We start from the raw sequence: 16,001 nt of genomic DNA on the forward strand, positions 1-16,001 counted from the left end.
TCGGAACGGGTTGCGGAGCGTCAGAACCTGATCCCGCCCAGCATGCTGGCGAGGCTCGCCCCGCCGGCTGTGATGCTCGGCGCGATCGCCGTGCCGGCCAGGTAGAAGCCGAACAGGGCGCAGATGAGGGCGTGGGACGCCTTGAGCCCGTCCTTCTTGAAGAACAGGAAGACGATGATGCCGAGCAGTACCACGCCCGAGATGGAGAGGATCATGAGCGGTTCTCCTGGTTGAGGGGGACAGTCACCATGAGTCCTTCCAGCATCACAAGATGTATCTATACGATAAAAGGTGCAATCGGGTGAATAGGGCTCGTTTTCACTCGACCGGCGGGCGAAAAGTGGTCCCACCGGGCGCGACGACGTCCCCGGATCCCGGCCGCCCGCGCCGAAAGGCAGCCGCGTGGGGTGGTCCTCCGCCCCATCCGGGCACGCCCGCTCCGGCCTCGGAGCAGTACCCTGTCGGTTCACTCGTACGGCCTCGCGCCGTACCCCCACCCGCCGGTACGCCCTGGTCACCGCGGCCGGGCCACAGCGGCGACAACAGTCATGGAAGGCGGTCCGTCCGATGAGCGAAGCCCCCGATCCCGAGGTGGTCGAACTGGCGACCAAGGTCTTCGACCTGGCCCGCCGTGGCGAAACCGATGCGCTCGCCGCCTACGTCGACGCGGGCGTGCCCGCGAACCTCACCAACGACCGGGGCGACACGCTGCTGATGCTCGCCGCCTATCACGGGCACGCGCCGGCCGTGAGCGCGCTCGCCGGTCGCGGCGCCGACCCCGACCGGGCCAACGACCGGGGGCAGACCCCGCTCGCCGGAGCCGTCTTCAAGGGCGAGCGGACCGTGATCGACGCCCTGCTCGCCGCAGGGGCCGATCCGGCCGCCGGAACGCCGTCCGCCGTGGACACCGCGCGCATGTTCGGCAAGGACGACCTGCTGGAACTCTTCGGTGCCCGCTGAGACGCGCTCGGGGTCGCGGGCTGACCGGTGCGCCGTAAATGTGGTCGCGTCGGCGAAATGGCTGGGTCATCATGACGTCGCGGGTCCGCTCAGGACCACCGACGAGAGGCAGAGGAAGATGAGCACCAGGCAGAAGACGGCAGTCGGCCGATCATGTTGCTGCGCGGCATAGTGCCCTCCCGGCACTCGGAACAGCACAGTCCCGGTCGCGTCGACAGCTTGATGTGAGGCTTTCCCCCATGTTCGATCCGTTCATAGCGCCGAGCGGCACCCTGCTCGGCCTGCTGCAGAGGGGCCGCGGCGACGGCACGCTCCACGCACTCGCCGCACCGCGCCCCGAGGCCCTCGCGGCCCTCAACCACTGCGTACTGAGCGATCCGCGTCACGACTGGCAGGTCGAGAACCGCTCCCTCTACTACGCACGCCTGTACCTCGATCTCGACGGCGGCACGGAGGAGATCGAGCGGCACCTGTGGGCCCCCGAGGACCACCTCGACACCGACGACTCCCGCACGGGCCTCGCGCTCGCCGTGCTCGGCCACCTCGCCTCCTACGGACGCGACGACGCCCTCGCACTCCTGCGGCGCTACGCCGCGACGGGAGCCAACTGGGCCTGGGCCCTGGACGAACTCGCCCTGCGCGACGACGACGCCGGACTGCGCTCACTCGCCGAGCCGGTCCTCGGCCGTTTCCCCGCCACGGCGGAGGGCGGGGCCGAACTGGCGGCGGCGGTACGCGACGCCTTCGAGCCGCGCCCCTGGCGGCTGTGGGCCGACGACCCCCGCGCCGAGATCGGCGCCCGGATCAGGGCGGCGACGGAACAGGGCTCCTTCGATCGATGGCAGCGGCAGATGCGGCCCGGTGGCCCGCGCCCCGGCTGGAGTGTCCAGGCGGTCTTCGACTGGGCCGACGAAGGACTGGAGCGGGGCAGCCGGCTCCACGTACCGGCAGCCCGCTGCCTCTCCGCCGTCGCCGGGGCCGAGGACCGCCCCCTGATCATCGAAGCGGCGCGCGGTGGCTCCGACGGCGCCCGGTCCGCGGCCCTGCACTATCTGGCCGAGGCCCAGGACCCCGCCGTGCTCGATCTGATCGAACAGGCCGCCACCGGTCCGTCGCGCACCGTCGCCGACGCGGCCGTCGCCGCGTTCGAGCGCATGTGCGGGGACGAGGCGGTACGCCGTGCCCGGGGCTGGGCCCTGCGCCCCGACGCGCTGGGAGCGTCGGCGGCCGGCGTGCTGGCCTGCCGCGGCGCCGCGCAGGACGCCCCCCTCGTCCTCGCCGCGCTGCGCGAGGCCGTCCGGGGCGAAGGCCCCGACACCACCCGTCTGTGGACCCTCGTCGACGGCACGGGCCGCCTGGGCATCGCCTGCGCCGCCCCCGTACTGCGCCACGTCTACCGGGAGACCTCCTCCTCGCACCTGCGCGGACGGGCCGCCCGCGCCCTGGCCACCACCGACCCGTCCTTCGCCACCGGCTTCGCCGTCGAGTGCCTCTGGGACTGCGAGGAGACCACCCGGGAGCTGGCCGCGCTCCACGCCGAGACCGGAGACATCCGGGTCGCCGAGCGCCTTCGGCGGCTCGCCGCCGACCCGGCCGAGGAAGCCGAGGTGCAGACGGCGGTACGCAGCCGGATCGGCCCGGACGCACCCGCCGTCTGACCCGGCGCGCGGTGACGCGCGACGTCCCGGACGCCACGCGCCGCCCGCGCGTGGCGCACGACCCACCTGACGGCCCCGCACGTCCCGGAGCCGCTCCGGACAACGGTCGCTTCTGCGCCGTTTCGACCGTTGTCGGTCCGAGGACCTAATCTGTGCAGCGTGACTTCGCCTGCCGCCACCGACACCGCTGCGCCCCAGCTCAGCGCCGGACCGAGGCCCGCCCCGGGCCCCGCCGCCGACGAGGGGCTCTCGCGTCGGCTGCGGGCCCTCGCCTGCACCGCCCCGCTGCACGATCTCGACGTGCGCAAGTCGAATCTCGCCGGCGAGTACACGGTCTACGCGATGGCCGAAGTCGCTCTGGCGGCGATCGACCTGGTCACGCTCAACATGGACTTCGACACCGGCGCCGATCACGACCAGATAGTGGCCAGACTCCTGCCACGGGTGGCGGCCCAGGCGCCCAGCCGGCCCGTCACCGAACACGAACGGGTCGCCCGGTGGGTCCTGGAGAACCTGATCAACGTGGGCAGCGTGGACCGCGGATTCCGCGCGGTGTACGGCACCTTCGGACCGGACGGCGTCTACGTCCGCAGGGACTACGACTTCAAACTGATCGAGGAAGTCCCCGGTCACGGCGGCACCGTCTACCTCCGGGCCACCGACGAGGCGGTCAACGTCCTGGTCGGCGCGCTGGACACGGACGTCACCAGCGCCCAGATCGCCGCCGAGGTGAAGCTGGAGGTCCTCGTCAGCCGGGGCCGCCTCGCCGACGCCCAGCTCGCCGCCGAACAGGCCCGCTACCGCACCGTGCAGTACGCGGAGACGCTCCGCAGGACACTGGAGGCGACCCGGCGCAACGTCCGCGCCGTCGACTGGCTCAACGCCGTCCCCGACATGATCGCCGAGGCGCTGGACCACGTCGCCGACCGTTACCGCCACGAGAACGCGATCCTCACCAACATCCGCAAGGCCAGGGACGAGGCCGAGGAGCCCGAGAACAAGAGGCGCGCCGCCGAGCTCGTCGACATCGTGAAGGACTGCATCCGCCGCCACACCCAGCTGCAGTCCAGACTGCTGGAGGCCGGACCGCTCTTCCGCGCCGAACAGGACAGGCAGGCGTTCGCCGCCCCCACGGCACGCGTCGGCCTCGACCTGTACGGACAGCTCGTCGCCCCTCTGCTGCCGCTCCCCGTCGAACAGGCCATCCGGGCCACCGACGCCTTCTTCGCCCACGGCACCGGACTGCGCGCCCCCTCCTCGGCCCGCCTCGGCGACCTCGTCGACATGCTGCTCATGCCCCCGGTGGAGCGGGAGCACCTGGGCGCGGAGATGCCCGAGCCGGACCTCATCGCCACCCCGGACGACAGCCGGTTCAGCGAGGAGCAGCTCGCCAACGCCATGGAGCTGCTCGACCTGGAACACGACGCGCCCCGCAGGCTCTCCGGCCTCCTCGCCGAGGCCAGACTCCGCGACCCCGAACTGCCCTATCTCGTCGCCCTGCTCGCGGTCCACGCGGCGAGCCCCCCGGTCGGCACCGCCTACCGTCAGGGCGAGCGCCGGCTGTTGTTCGCCGTCGACGACGGCACACCGCTCGAGGACGTCGAATTCGGCGGCGCCGACCTGATAGTGGGCACGGCCCTGCTGGACGCCGCGGGCATGGCCGCGGACCGGAAGGACGCCTCGTGACAGTCACCCGGCCGGCCACCGCCTTCCCGTCGCACCGTGAGCGCCCCACCCGTACCGAGGAGTCCCCGAGTTGAGCGAGCAGTACGCCGAGCACACCCAAGCGTGGGAGGAGCCGTCCCCCACGCCCGCGGCCGGCGCCGCACCGCCGGCCGCTCCCGCCGCGGTCACCCCCGCGGACGCGGCCGACGCGGCCCGGCTCGTCTCCTTCGGGCTGCAGCCCAAGCTCATGCCCGCGCGTGACGCCACCTACGCCGATCTGCTGCGCCGCTACCGGGAGGAGCCGGCCTTCGCCCGGCTCGCGGACGCGGTCGCCACCGGGCTCGGACTCGTCGTCCTGGAGGTCTCCACCCGTGCCGGCATGGCCGTGACCGCCGGTGAGGACTCGGTCTTCGCGGTGCGCATGGGCGACTACGCCCGGCGCGCCTCGTCCGACGCCGCCGACCGGTTCCTGCACGGCCTCGCCCACCTGGCCGTCGCCGCCATGGCCTTTCCCCGCCCCGAGGACCTCGCCGACGACGCCTACATCGGCCGCATCACCGTCAACGGCGTGGACGCCTTCGTCCGCCAGGCCTGTCACCGTCTGGAGGAGCGCGCCGGGGAACAGGGCGACAACACCGACCCGGCCACCGACGCCCCCGGACTGGAGTCGGGGTGGCGGATCTACGCCCGCCGCAGTGCCACGGGCGCGACCAAGGACGCCCGCCGGCTCGCCGGATCCACCACCGGCATCATCGGCAAGGCCGTCGCGTTCCTCACCGACTCGGGCTTCCTCCAGCGCACCGGGGACGACGCGGGCGGCGCGTACCGCACCACACCCCGCTACCAGCTCCAGGTACGCGACATGGCGGGCAGCGCCGCCATGGCGGAGCTGCTCGAGCTCGGCGTCGTCCCGGTCACGGACGGCTCCGCCACCCTGCTGCCCCCACCCGATGCCGACAGCCTGGAACTGGCCGCCGACGCGGGCCTGCCGTTCCACTCCTGATCCCGCCCCGCGCCCGCTGACAGAGCAGCCACCCCCCGCTGCCTCAACGACGAGAGTCCGCCGCCATGTACGAGTTGTCCCGGGTCCGCCTCTACTCCATCGGGCCCGCCGGTGCGCGCTACGCCGACACCGTGCTCGACCTGCGCGGAGTCGGGGAGCCCGTGCCCCGTCCCGCCCCGGCCCAGGCGGAGTTCTTCGAGGACGAGCCCGTCGGCCCGCCGCGCCGCCCGGCGCCCGCCGGGGTGCTCTTCCTGGAGAACGGCGGCGGCAAGTCCGTCCTGCTCAAGCTGATCTTCTCCGTGATGTTGCCGGGGCACCGCAACACCCTGGGCGGCGCCAGTTCCGGCGTGCTGCGCAAGTTCCTGCTCGCCGACGACTGCGGACACGTCGCCCTGGAATGGCAGCACACCCTCACCGGTGAGTGCGTCGTCGTCGGCAAGGTCAGCGAATGGCGTGGACGCCAGGTCTCCAACGACCCGCGCAAGTTCGCCGAGGCCTGGTACTCCTTCCGCCCCGGGCCCGGCCTCAGCCTGGACAGCCTGCCCGTCGCCGAGGCCACCGCGGTGGGCCGGCCCGTCGAGGGCGTCTCGGGCGCCCAGGGAAGGCGCCGGACCATGAAGGGCTTCCGCGACGCCCTCATGGACGCGGGTAAGTTCTACCAGCACCTCGACGTCCACTGGGAAGAGATCCACGACCGCTGGAACGAACACCTCGGCGACCTCGGGCTCGACCCCGAACTCTTCCGCTACCAGCGCGAGATGAACGCCGACGAGGGAGAAGCGGCCGGCCTCTTCGCCGTCAAGAAGGACTCCGACTTCACCGATCTGCTGCTGCGGGCGGTCACCGACACCCGGGACACCGACGGTCTCGCCGACCTCGTCAGCGGCTTCGGCAACAAGCTGGGCCGCCGCGCCGAGCTCACCGCCGAGCGCGACTTCACAGCGGGCTCCGTCGAACTGCTCGGCCGGATCGTCGACGCCACCGCGACCAGGGCCCGCAGCCGCGACATCCACGCGGGTGCCGAACGGCGCACCCGCACCCTCGCCCGCAGGCTCTCCGCCCGTGCCGGAGAGGAACGCGGCCGCACCGCGGAGCTCGCCCAGCAGGTCACCGCCGCGGCCCGCACCGTCACCGAGGCCGAAGCCGACCGCGGCCGGCGGTCCCTGGTCGCCGCGGAGCTGGCCTACCGGCACGCCTCGCTGGCCCTGACCGCCGCCGAGAAGAGCGCCGCGGCCCAGCGCCGCGAGCTGGGCGAGGCGCGCACCCTGCACGCCGCCTGGCAGGCCGCCGAGGCGGTCCTGCGTCACCGGGCGGCGGCCGACCGCTCGGCACGCGTCGCCGTGGCCATCCGCGAGGCCGAGCGGGACGCGGCCCCGGCCCTCGCCGCTCGCGCCACGGCCGCCGCCGATCTCGTACGCGCCCTGCACACGGCGGCGGAGGCGGGCGAGCGCGTGGCCGACGAGGAGGAGGAGCGCTCCGCCACGCTCCAGGCCGCCGGCGAGACGGCGCACCGCGACGCCACCACCGCCGCGACCGAGGCACAGCGCGCCCGCAGCGAGGCCGGGCACCTGCGACAGCGCCTCACCGAGGTCGAGCAGGAGACCGCCGAAGCCGTACGGGCGGGCTGGCTCGACGACACCGCGCCGGATGCCGACCCGGCCCGCGCGGCCCTCGCCGCGAACGACGCGGAGCAGTCCGCGGTCGCCGCCTGGGACACCGCCAGGGAGGCCGCCCGATCCGCGGCCGACCACGCGCGGGAGGCCGCCGCGGCCGAGAGCCGCGCCGAGCTCGCCGCCGCGCGGGCCGCCGACGGCGCACAGGCCGCCGAACGGGCGTACGAAGCCGAGCGCAGGGCCGCCGAGTCGATCGCAGCCGACCACCGCCTCACCGACCTGCTGGGCCTGCCGGGATCGGCCGGCGCCGGTGTACCCCGCCCCCGCCGGTCCTCCGCCGGGACGGAGGACCCGGACCGTGCGGCGGGCTCCGCCCCCCGCGACCCGCACGCGCTCACCGCCGAGGAGTTCGACGCGGCAGCCGACGAACTGCGTGAACTCCTCGACCAGGGCGTCGCATCCGCCGAACGCAGGCTCTTCGACCTGCGCACCGCCGCCGCCGACGACTCCCGCATCCTCGGCGCCCTCGGCGACGGAGGACTGCTGCCGCCCGGCCCCGACGTCCTGGCGACCGTCGAGTACCTCGGTGAGCACGGCATCCCGGCGCTGCCGGGCTGGCGCTACCTCGCCCAGGCCGTCGACCCCGCCGACCACGCCGCGGTGCTCGCCGCGCGTCCCGAGCTGGTCGACGGCGTCGTCATCACCGACCCTGACGCGCACAGCCGCGCCCGGGAAGTCCTCGCCGCCGCCGCACTGCTGCCCCGCTCGGCCGTGGCCGTCGGAACCACCGCCGCGCTCCTGGCCCCCGTACCGGCGCCGGGTCCGGGAACCGGCACGGACGACGTGTTCCTGGTTCCGCCCAACCCGGCGATGCACGACGAGCACGCCGCCGACGAGGAGCGGCAGGCCCTCAGGACCCGGGCCGCCGCCCGCGACGAGGACATCCGGACGCTCGCGGCCCGGCTGGCCGCCGACCGGGCGCTCGCCGCCCGTATCGGCGCGTGGCGTGCCGACTGCCCGCCCGGCATGCTCGGTGAGCTCGGTGAGGCCGCCCGCACCGCCCGCGCCGCCGCCGAGACCGCCGGAGCCGTCCTGGCCGAGGCCCGCACCGTCCGCGCCGAGGCCGACCAGGCGGCCGCCGACGCCACGCGCGTCCGGGAGGAGCGGCAGGAAGCCGCCCAGCGGGCCCGCCGCGTCGCCGACGCACTCGCCGGTCTCGCCCACCGCCTGCGTGACCGGGCGGCCTGGCAGGCCCGGCTGCGTGAACTGACCGACGAGGCAGCCGAGTCGGAGGCGCGGGCCACGGCCTGCCTGGAGCGTGCGCGCGCCGCGGACGAGGACCGCAGGGCCGCCCAGCGTGCCGCCGACGACGCCCACCGCACCGCCCGGGCCCTCCGGGCGGAGCGCGCCGAGATCGCCGGCGCCCCGGAAGTCCTTCCGGAACCGGCCGCCGGCAGCACACGCACCTCGCTCCCCGCCCTGCGCGAGGCCTACCGGGCCGCCTCCCAGCTGTACGAGAAGGTCGGGGTGGGCGCCGACCTGCGCGCCGAGCAGGCAAGGGCCGAGAGCGACGAGAGCGCCGCCCTGGCCGAGCTGGACCGCCTCACCAACAAGGTGCGCACCCGCGCCGCCCAGCTCCTCGAAGGCACCGACGGCGCCGACGGGCCCTCCCGGCAGGCCGCCGCAGCGCGCGCGGAGACCCTCGTCCAACTCCTGGAGACCCGGGCGTCGACGGCGAGCGAACAGCTCGGCAGGCTGCGCGGGGAAGCCGAACGGCTCGCGCCGGCCGACGACGCACCCCACCACACCGAGCTCCCCGAGGACCTCGCCCCGGCCGACGCCGGCCACGCCCAGACCCTGCTTCGCGCGGCCACGGCCGAACTGGCCTCCGCCACCGAGGCCCTGGACACCGCCCGCGCCGCCCACGCCGAACTCCTGCGCGCCCACCGGACCGCCGAGGACTCGGCGAGCGGCTTCGACGAGACCGCGGCGCTCCTGCGCGACCTGCTCAGGGACCACGGCGCGGACGACGAGAACGACGCCCCCGGCCCGTACCCCGGCACCCTCGAGGAGGCCAGGCAGTCCGCCGCCGAGGCCCGCCGCTCACTGCGCGGCTGCAGCACCGAGTTGTCGGCGGCGGAGAGCTCCGTACGGGAAGCGAGCGACGTGCTCGTACGGCATGCCAACTCCACCCGCTACGAACAGGTCCGGACGCCGGCACGCCAGCAGATCCGGGAACTCCCCGCAGCCGCCCTGCCCGACCACGCGGAGAAGTGGGCCACGGCCTTCGCCCCGCGGCTGCGCGTGCTGACCGACGAGCTGGCCCAGCTGGAACGCAACCGCGACTCCATCGTCGACCGGCTGCGCGGCCTCGTGGAATCCGCCCTCACGACCCTGCGCTCCGCCCAGCGCCTCTCCCAGCTCCCCGAGGGACTCGGCGAATGGTCGGGTCAGGAATTCCTCCGCATCCGCTTCGAGGAACCCGACCAGGCGACCCTCACCGAACGCCTCGGCGATGTCATCGACGAGGCCACCCACGCGGCCCTCAAGAAGAACTCCGACCTGCGCAGGGACGGCATGTCCCTGCTGCTGCGCGGCGTGCAGGCGGCCCTCCAGCCCAAGGGCATCGCCGTGGAGATCCTCAAGCCGGACGCCGTACTGCGCGCCGAACGGGTCCCGGTCGGGCAGATGGGGGACGTCTTCTCCGGCGGCCAGCTGCTCACCGCGGCCATCGCGCTCTACTGCACGATGGCGGCCCTGCGCAGCAACGACCGGGGACGTGACCGGCACCGCCACGCGGGGACGCTCTTCCTCGACAACCCCATCGGGCGGGCCAACGCCACGTATCTGCTCGAACTGCAGCGGGCCGTGTCCGACGCGCTGGGCGTGCAGCTGCTCTACACGACCGGTCTGTTCGACACCACGGCTCTCGCCGAGTTCCCCCTGGTCATCCGGCTTCGCAACGACGCGGATCTGCGGGCGGGACTGAAGTACATCAGCGTGGAGGAGCACCTTCGCCCCGGGCTTCCGCAGCAGGACCCCGAGGGGGAGACCGTCCACGGCGAGATCACGGCGACCCGCATGTTCAAACGGTCCGCGCCCGCCCCGGAAACCGCGAGGAGCTCGCAGGTACCCGAGATGCGCACGGAGACGACGCCCCGCTGACACGAACCCGCACCCACCCCGGCCGGGCGGAAGGGCCGGGACCCGACGCGCGAGTCCAGGACCGTCGGCCCCACCGGGCCGACGGTCCCCGCCGCGGCCGCCGCCGGGGCGCGGGAGTTCAGGCCCGGGAGAGCCCGCCCGCGCCCCGGCGGCGTATCCGGGCCTCCTTGCGCGCCCGGGCCCGGGCCGTCCGCCGGGCAGTCCGCCGCTCGCGGCGCATCCGACGCGCCGTGCTGCTGGGCACCGAGACCACGCCGTGGCGCTGGTTCCACACCTGCCGGGTGACCCACACGTCCAGCACCGACCACGTCGCGACCACCGTGCCGGCCACGCCCCCGATCACCATCGGGACGGCGAGCCACGAGCCGGCCAGTGTGCAGAGGAAAGCCACCATCGCCTGAATGATCGTCAGCGACATGATGAGCACGGCGCGTACAGCGGCCGTCCGGACCGGATCCGGCATCCGCCGTCGCTCCGCCGGCTCCTCCACCCACAGCTGCCGGGGGATCTCCCCCCGGCCCTCCCGCCCCGGCGCTGTGGCTGCCGCCGGCACCGCACTGCGACGTTCGTCCGTTTCCAAGGACCTTCAACTCCCCACCACTGTCGGACCGAAGGGTGGCTGCCCGGCTTGCGCCCGTTCTACGCGGGCGGCGCCTGCCGGCCGTGCCGCACGAGCCCTTCAAGTCCTCTTCCCCGTACGTCTGGACGAACGCAGGACGACGAAGATTCCCCCGAACGTCCGCAATCGGCCCCGAGAGGTCGTTGAACGAAGAGTTCCAGCCAAGTGACCGGAGCGGGAATGCGGCCTACTGCCAGGCGCTCTCTGTCGCTTTCGCGAATTTCTTCGTAGGGAATACCAGGACAACTGGTGATCAACTCCGGAATGAGAGACCGAAAATCGTCCGGACACGCCTTCGAGTTGGCTGTAGGTCAGTAGTAGGCTCGCGCCGTTTGTTGACGGAACACCGACGGACCTTCGGTGAACCACCGCCGGAGCACCGGAACAACCACCCCCGCGCTGCGGGGTCGAGCTGGGGGAGGCCATGCGCTTTCGCGGGAAGTCCATCCGCAGGAAGATCGTGGCGTTGCTCCTGGTGCCGCTCCTCTCGCTCACGGGCCTGTGGGTCTTCGCCACCTACATCACCGGGCGCGAAGCCGGTGAACTGATCAGCGCGAGCGCCATCGTGGAAAAGGTCGGCCACCCGCTGGAGGACACCGTTCGCGCCGTACAGGGCGAACGCCGTCAGACGCTCGTCTTCCTCGCCGACCCCCGGGCCTCCGACGCCCTGCCCCTCCTGCGCCGGCAACGAGCCGTGACCGACCGGGTCGTGGCGGACGTCCGCCGGAGCGCCCAGCGCGAGGACGTCCGCGACGCGCTGAGCCCGGACGCCGAGTCGAGGCTCGACTCGATCCTCGGCGAGGTCGACGGCCTGGACGCACTGCGCGACTCCGTCGAGAGGCGCACCATCGACCGGACCAGGGCGCTCGACTTCTACAACGGCCTCGTCGACCCCTGCTACCGCTTCCTGAACGGTCTCCACACGCGGGAGAACGTGTCGATGGACAAGCAGGTCCGGGCCCTGGTCGGAGTCTCCCGTGCCCGGGAGATGCTCTCCCGCGAGGACGCGCTGGTCGCCTCGGGACTCGTCGCGGGACGGCTGGGCGCCCCCGAACTGCGCGTGGTCTCCGACCTCGCCGCCAGCCGCAAGCTCCTCTACGAGGTCAACCTCGAGCTCCTGCCGGCGACCGAGCGCGGACGCATGGAGCAGTACTGGGGCAGCCCCGACACCGAACCGCTGCGGACCGCCGAACAGCGGCTCATCGCGGCCGGGCCGTTCAGGAAGCCCGGCGCCGTCGACGCCGCACGCTGGCAGGAGGTCGCCCCGCCGGTCCTGGAGCACCTGGCCAACGACAGCACCGAGATGTCGAACCGCTTCCAGGACCGTGCCGAACCCGCCGGCTACCGGGTCCTGATCAAGGCCGGCGTCGCCGGTGTCCTCGGATTCGTCGCCCTGCTCGTGTCCGTCTTCGTCTCCGTGCGCGTGGGACGCGAACTCGTCCGCGACCTCTCCCGGCTCCGCAAGGACGCCCACGAGGTGTCCGGGGTACGGCTGCCCAGCGTGATGCGGCGGCTGGCAGCGGGCGAACTGGTCGACGTCGAGACCGAGGCCCCGCACCTCCAGTACGAGAGGGACGAGATCGGCCAGGTGGGCCAGGCCCTCAACACCCTTCAGCGTGCCGCCGTCGAGGCCGCGGTCAAACAGGCGGACATGCGCCGCGGAGTCTCCGAGGTCTTCGTCAACCTCGCCCGGCGCAACCAGGTGCTCCTGCACCGCCAGCTGACACTCCTGGACACCATGGAGCGCCGTACCGAGAACAGCGACGAACTCGCCGACCTCTTCCGCCTCGACCACCTCACCACCCGGATGCGGCGCCACGCCGAAGGCCTCGTGATCCTCTCGGGCGCGGCTCCTTCCCGCCAGTGGCGCAAGCCCATCCAGCTGATGGACGTCGTACGCGCGGCGGTCGCCGAAGTGGAGGACTACGAACGGATCGAGGTCCGGCGACTCCCCAGGATCGGGGTGGGCGGCCCGGCCGTGGCCGACCTCACCCACCTGATCGCGGAACTGCTGGAGAACGCCACCGTGTTCTCGCCCCCGCACACCGCCGTCCAGGTGCACGGCGAACGCGTGGCCAACGGCTTCACCCTCGAGATCCACGACCGCGGCCTCGGTATGGCGCCGGAAGTCCTGCTGGACGCCAACCTGCGCCTCGCCGAGACGCCGGACTTCGAGCTCTCCGACACCGACCGTCTCGGCCTCTTCGTGGTCAGCCGGCTCGCCCAGCGCCAGAACGTCAGGGTCTCGCTCCAGACCTCGCCGTACGGAGGCACGACGGCCGTCGTCTTCATCCCCGCCCAGCTGCTCACCGACGCCCCCGACACCCACGGCACCGGCTTCCGTCTCGACCGCCGGGCCGAGAAGGCGATCGGCGGCGCCCGGCAGCAGGGCACCGACGCGTCCGGGGCAGGCAGAGCCCGCAGGGGCCCGTCGACGGACGGCTCCGGCAGGCCCGCAGGGCTCTCCCCGGTACCCACCGGCCTCACCGACCCCTCGGTCCTGGACGGCCCCGTGGAGCTCGAGGGCCCGGTGGGCGGACTCGGGCTGGACGATCCCGCGCTCGACCGGGCGCTCGACCCCGCCCTCGCCCCCGTCCTGGACGGCGTGTCGGACCTGGAGGACACCGAGAGCGAGCGCGGAGGCATCTTCCGGGCCCGTGACCTGCGCCGGGACGCCGACCGGGAACAGCATCAGCAGGCCGTCGACCAGGCGGACGGGCGCCTGGCGGACGTCCGCCCGATGCGTCCCGCGGGGCCGGTACCGCTGCCGCGCCGCACACCGCCGACGCTGGTGAGCGACAGAGGACGCCGGATCGCCGAACCGGGGCGCTCGCACCCCACCCTGCCGGACGGCTCCCCGGCCCTCTCGGGCCCCCAGGGGTTCCCGGCGTCCCCCGGCCGCGCCCGCACCTCCGCCACCACGGATCCCGGCGCGGGCCGCCCGGCCCCCGGGCCCTCCGCCGGCGCCGCGCCCCCTGCCGAGGGCCCGGCGGCCCGCCCGCCGCAGCGCGCCGCCGCCTCCCGGCCGCCCGCACCGGACACCGTGGGCGGCCTGCCCCGCAGGGTCCGGCAGGCGAGCCTGGCCCCACAGCTTCGGGAGGACTCCGCAGGACGGCCTCCCGGCCACGCCCCCGCCGTCACCGCCGAGGACCTCGAACGTGACGCGGACGAAGTACGCAATCGCATGGCTTCGCTTCAACGCGGCTGGCAGCGCGGCCGTCGGCAGAACGCCGAGGACGCGACCGGCCCCGGCGAGACAGCACCAGGAACGACTCCGGGAGGGGACGGTCGATGACCGCACCGAACGCCGCACACCACACCTCACGCCAGGGCTCCGGCGAACTCGACTGGCTCCTCGACGAACTGGTCGAACGCGTCGCGAGCATCCGCAAGGCGCTGGTGCTGTCCAGCGACGGCCTCGCCACCGGCACGTCGAAGGACCTGAGCCGTGAGGACAGCGAGCACCTGGCCGCCGTCGCCTCCGGATTCCACAGCCTCGCCAAGGGCGTGGGCCGCCACTTCGACGCGGGGCAGGTCCGGCAGACCGTCGTCGAGCTCGACGAGGCCTTCCTCTTCGTCACGGCGGCCGGTGACGGCAGCTGCCTCGCCGTCCTGTCCGACTCCGACTCGGACGTCGGCCAGGTGGCCTACGAGATGACCCTCATGGTCAAGCGTGTGGGGATCCACCTGGCCAACGCCCCCCGGACGACCGGTACGCCCGCCGGAGGGTGAGGGGATGGCATGAGCGCCGACTCCGCCCGGGACGCCGTACCCGGATCACCGCCCTCCCGCTGGTACGACGCCGACGCGGGCCCGGTGGTCCGCCCCTACGCGATGACCCGGGGGCGTACCAGCAGCGCGTCCCGTCACCGTCTCGACCTGATCGCGATCGTGATGCCCGAACCGGCGGCCGACGATCCCGGCCGGGACCAGACGCTCTCCCCGGAACACGTGGAGATCGTCGAACTGTGCAGCGACATGCCCCAGTCGATCGCCGAGCTCGCCTCCGGACTCGACCTCCCCGTCGGGGTGGTCCGTGTCCTGGTCGGTGACCTCGTCGAGGACGAGCTGGTGCACGTCACCCGTCCCGTTCCGCCGGCCGAGCTGCCGGACGTGAGCATTCTTCGCGAGGTGATCAATGGCCTTCGGGCGCTCTAGCCGCAGAAGGCGGCACGTCGAGCCCGTCACCCTGAAAATCCTGGTGGCGGGCGGCTTCGGTGTGGGCAAGACGACCCTGGTGGGTGCGGTCAGCGAGATCAGACCGCTGCGGACCGAGGAGAGACTGAGCGAGGCGGGCCGTCCCGTGGACGATCTCGCAGGGATCGAGGCCAAGGACACCACCACGGTGGCCATGGACTTCGGGCGGATCACGCTGCGCGAGGACCTGGTCCTCTACCTCTTCGGGACACCGGGCCAGGACCGGTTCTGGTTCCTCTGGGACGAGCTGGCCCAAGGCGCCCTGGGGGCGGTGGTCCTGGCAGACACCCGGCGGCTCGAGGACAGCTTCGCGGCGGTCGACTACTTCGAGCGCCGCCGGATCCCGTTCACCGTCGCCGTGAACCTCTTCGAGGGAGCCGAACAGTTCCCCGTGCCGACGGTGAGGGCGGCGCTCGACCTCGACCCCGAGGTGCCGGTCCTGCTCTGCGACGCACGAGACCGGGCGTCCGTACGGGACGTGCTGGTCGCGGTCGTCGAGCATGCGATGGCGCGTGCCGACGCGCTCCGGGAACCCGCCAGGGCCTGAGAGCCGACGGCAGCACCGAACGCGGCCCGCACCCCCGCCGACCGGGGTACGGGCCGCGTACGGCACGGACGGTCAGCGGCCGTGGCAGGAGTCTTCACCCGCGGTGACGGGTCGTCAACCCTGCGCGCACGAGCCGCTGTCAGGCGTTCTGGGCGAGCCACTCGGCCGCCGTCTCCGCCAGCTCGCGGTCCCGTCCGGCGAGCATCATCCGGATCATCTGCACATCGCCCCGCAGCGACCACGCCGGGTGCCCGAACGTCGCCGGATTGTTCTTCTCGATGAGGAAGTGGGCGGGCCACGCGGTGCCGTACCCGATCAGGGGCAATGCCGCCGCGTACCGCCTTCGGCCCCGAGCCAGCCCGTAGACGGTGACCGCGAGACCGGTCAGGGTCCCGGTCAGATGGACCCACCGGGTCGCCGCCCTTGAGTGCATGGCGACGTAATAGGGCCAGAACTCTTCGTACGATTCGAACGCCTGTTGTGACATAAGGGCACCGTAATGGCTGATGCGGCAACCGGACACGGCAGTTCCGCGTCCGACAAGGAGAACGGGCGGCCGGAGCCCACGGGGGTG

General features: G+C 73.4%; 12 protein-coding genes. 9 read left to right on the forward strand and 3 right to left on the reverse strand.

Going from position 1 to position 16,001, the window contains the following annotated elements; translation table 11 throughout:
* Positions 1-20: 20 nt before the first annotated feature.
* Positions 21-215 carry a hypothetical protein gene (locus tag QFZ58_RS30565; protein ID WP_307128105.1) on the reverse strand — a complete coding sequence of 65 codons (195 nt, stop codon included), beginning with the start codon at positions 213-215 and terminating at the stop codon, positions 21-23.
* A gap of 352 nt (positions 216-567) precedes the next feature.
* Here QFZ58_RS30565 and QFZ58_RS30570 point away from each other — a divergent pair, with 352 nt between their 5' ends.
* The 5 genes from QFZ58_RS30570 to QFZ58_RS30590 all read left to right on the forward strand — a co-directional run bounded on the left by QFZ58_RS30570 (position 568) and on the right by QFZ58_RS30590 (position 10,064).
* A complete protein-coding gene (locus QFZ58_RS30570; protein WP_307128106.1) occupies positions 568-960 on the forward strand; it encodes an ankyrin repeat domain-containing protein in 393 nt (130 codons plus the stop codon).
* A gap of 239 nt (positions 961-1,199) precedes the next feature.
* Positions 1,200-2,618, forward strand: coding sequence for a HEAT repeat domain-containing protein (locus QFZ58_RS30575; RefSeq protein ID WP_307128107.1), 1,419 nt, complete (start codon positions 1,200-1,202; stop codon positions 2,616-2,618).
* A gap of 159 nt (positions 2,619-2,777) precedes the next feature.
* On the forward strand, positions 2,778-4,304 hold the full coding sequence (locus QFZ58_RS30580) for a hypothetical protein (RefSeq protein WP_307128108.1): 1,527 nt from the start codon (positions 2,778-2,780) through the stop codon (positions 4,302-4,304).
* A gap of 70 nt (positions 4,305-4,374) precedes the next feature.
* Positions 4,375-5,286, forward strand: a complete 912-nt coding sequence (locus QFZ58_RS30585; protein WP_307128109.1) for a hypothetical protein — start codon at positions 4,375-4,377, stop codon at positions 5,284-5,286.
* 65 nt (positions 5,287-5,351) lie between these two features.
* Entirely contained in the window at positions 5,352-10,064 is a 4,713-nt protein-coding gene (locus tag QFZ58_RS30590; protein ID WP_307128110.1) for a hypothetical protein, read from the forward strand.
* A gap of 118 nt (positions 10,065-10,182) precedes the next feature.
* Here QFZ58_RS30590 and QFZ58_RS30595 read toward each other — a convergent pair whose 3' ends face one another.
* The gene (locus tag QFZ58_RS30595) at positions 10,183-10,644 is read right to left on the reverse strand and encodes a hypothetical protein (protein WP_373428612.1); all 462 of its coding nucleotides are present in this window, start codon (positions 10,642-10,644) and stop codon (positions 10,183-10,185) included.
* 463 nt (positions 10,645-11,107) lie between these two features.
* Between QFZ58_RS30595 and QFZ58_RS30600 the strand changes: the two genes are divergently transcribed.
* From QFZ58_RS30600 to QFZ58_RS30615, 4 genes are read left to right on the forward strand one after another with little or no spacing between them, the layout of a single operon-like run.
* The gene (locus QFZ58_RS30600) at positions 11,108-13,978 is read left to right on the forward strand and encodes a nitrate- and nitrite sensing domain-containing protein (protein WP_307128111.1); all 2,871 of its coding nucleotides are present in this window, start codon (positions 11,108-11,110) and stop codon (positions 13,976-13,978) included.
* Positions 13,975-14,415 carry a roadblock/LC7 domain-containing protein gene (locus tag QFZ58_RS30605; RefSeq protein WP_307128112.1) on the forward strand — a complete coding sequence of 147 codons (441 nt, stop codon included), beginning with the start codon at positions 13,975-13,977 and terminating at the stop codon, positions 14,413-14,415. Before QFZ58_RS30600 ends, QFZ58_RS30605 begins: the two co-directional genes overlap by 4 nt.
* Before the next feature lie 9 nt (positions 14,416-14,424).
* Positions 14,425-14,841, forward strand: coding sequence for a DUF742 domain-containing protein (locus QFZ58_RS30610; RefSeq protein ID WP_307128113.1), 417 nt, complete (start codon positions 14,425-14,427; stop codon positions 14,839-14,841).
* Entirely contained in the window at positions 14,822-15,427 is a 606-nt protein-coding gene (locus tag QFZ58_RS30615) for an ATP/GTP-binding protein (RefSeq protein ID WP_307128114.1), read from the forward strand. The genes QFZ58_RS30610 and QFZ58_RS30615 overlap by 20 nt, the downstream gene beginning before the upstream one ends.
* Before the next feature lie 139 nt (positions 15,428-15,566).
* Here the strand turns inward: QFZ58_RS30615 and QFZ58_RS30620 are convergent, their stop codons facing one another.
* Positions 15,567-15,914, reverse strand: coding sequence for a DUF962 domain-containing protein (locus tag QFZ58_RS30620; protein WP_307128115.1), 348 nt, complete (start codon positions 15,912-15,914; stop codon positions 15,567-15,569).
* Positions 15,915-16,001 lie beyond the last annotated feature (87 nt).

The sequence above is a fragment of the Streptomyces sp. B1I3 genome, from assembly GCF_030816615.1.
Taxonomy (GTDB): Bacteria; Actinomycetota; Actinomycetes; order Streptomycetales; family Streptomycetaceae; genus Streptomyces.